At 75.0% G+C, this 1,974-nt stretch carries 1 protein-coding gene; it reads left to right on the top strand.

Annotated features, from left to right (window positions below):
- Positions 1-47 precede the first annotated feature (47 nt).
- The coding region (locus ACTWQJ_RS50870) for a zinc ribbon domain-containing protein (protein ID WP_443313115.1) at positions 48-1,974 on the top strand (1,927 nt) is incomplete at its 3' end.

Here is a 1,974-nt window from a genome sequence, read left to right as displayed (position 1 = left end):
GTGTCGTTGATCGGATGACAGCACCACGGGTGAGGGAAGGGGGGCCGGTGAGTCGCAGGCTGCCGCTCGGTGAGGGCGAGACGGTCCGCACCGCCTGCGCCCGTGGCCTGCTGCGGACGGGCGTGGTGGAGAAGACGGGCGAGGTGCTGTCGGCCGCGGCCCTGGCGGAGCGGGTCGGGTGGGCGGCCGATCTGGTGTCCCGCATGGCCGCCGGGCTGCTGGCCGCGCGCTGGAACGCCGCCGACGTGGACGCGCTGGCCGCTGGTGTGGATGCCGGGGGCAGGGCGCTGCCGACGAACGCGTGGATGGCGCTGCGGCGCCTGGGCTGGACGATCAGCCCGCCGGAGGGCGTCCGTGTCAATGACCGGATGATGCGCATGGCCCAGGAGCAGGCCGGGCGCCTGCTGCGGTCGGTGAAGTGGCGGGCCGATCTGACCACGGGAGTCCTCGCGACGTGGCCCGCCGATCCAGGCAGGCGCACTCCGGGCGAGTGGGATGCCGTCCGTGAGGCCGTCCCCGACGGCCGGCACCTGCCCTCCAGCGTGATCAGGTCCCGGACCCGGCAGGTCGCCGCCTTCCAGCACAGGCGCGGCCGCATGCCGGCCGATGTGTTCGAGCTGGAGGCCGCACCCGACGCGGCGCGGATGCTGCTGCTGTCGGCGTGTGACGGGCAGCAGGCCACCCTCGCCCGCGCCGACGATCCGGGCCGGGCGCTGCTGCGGCTGCAGCTGCCCACCCGCCCCGACCCGCGCTCCTACCGGGACTGGACGTGGGTGGCCTGCCCGATCACGCTGCCGCCGACCGTCCCGCCCGGTGCGGTGCTGCACCTGCCCACCCTCCGTGTCCGCCAGGGCCGGGTCCACGCCGACCTCGCCTACACGCACGCCGTGCCGAAGGCCCGGCGCACCGGGCACACGATCGCGCTCGGCGTGGACTGGGGGCTGAACACCCTGCTCAGCGCGGGCGCCGTCCGGCTGCACGACGGGACGATCACCGCTGTCGGGGCCGGTGCCCAGTTCCGCGCGGCCGGTGTGCTGGCCAAACAGCACCGGCTGCGGTGCGAGTCCGAGTACCTGCACGCCAAGGCCGACCACTACCAGCGGCTCATCAACGACGCCGACGGGCATCGTCTGACCGGCAGGCACGCCGTGCTGGCCGAGGAGGTCCGGCACGTGTCGGACCGGCGCTCCAACCTCAACGACGCCCTCGCCTGGTCCGCCGCTCGGTGGACGGTCGACCAGGCCATCACCGCCGGTGCGAGCGTCATCTACGTCGAGGACCTGCGCTCGCTGGAGGCCCGGGGCATGGGCCGCACCCTCAACACCCGCCTGTCCCAGCAGATCCGCGGGCAGATCGTGGACCGGATGCGGCACCTGGCCGCCGAGGCGGGCATCGCCGTCGTCACCGCCCCGCCCCATAACACCTCCAGGCACTGCCCCCGCTGCCTGGTCCCGCTGCGCCACCGCACAGCCCCCGACCGGCCCGCCACGCCCGGCTGGAAGTGGGCCACCTGCCCGAACCCCGAGTGCGGCTGGCAGGGCGACCGCGACACGGGGGCCTGGCAGCGCATCGCCGCCCGTGGACTCACCCACCAGACCAAGACCGCCACCGACCGCGCCAGCGGCACCATGGCCATCCGCAGCGTGGTCGACGCACTCGAAGCCACCGCGGTGGTCGAACCGGCCACCCCACACACTCGCCGGGACCGGTCGAAGACCGGGCCCACCCGGTGCAGGACCTCACGCCCCGCGCCCAGGCGACGCAGGGCACCCTCCCCCACCGACCCCTCGGGTCCGGCGGGCAAGCGTCCGGAGGGACACGCACCACCGGGCCGGACGCGGCTGCCCCGCGCAGCCCACCGGCACCAGGGCGTGACGACGATCAGCACACCCACCACCCGCCGACACCGGCCGAGAGGGGCAGCACTGGGCGCAGGATTCCACCTGCACGCCCACGCCACCCCACCCAGGTGGG

The organism is Streptomyces sp. KR55 (genome assembly GCF_052245645.1).
Lineage (GTDB): Bacteria > Actinomycetota > Actinomycetes > Streptomycetales > Streptomycetaceae > Streptomyces > Streptomyces flavusporus.
Note: the sequence above shows the minus strand (reverse complement) of the source record. Positions and strands in the feature narration are given on the sequence as shown.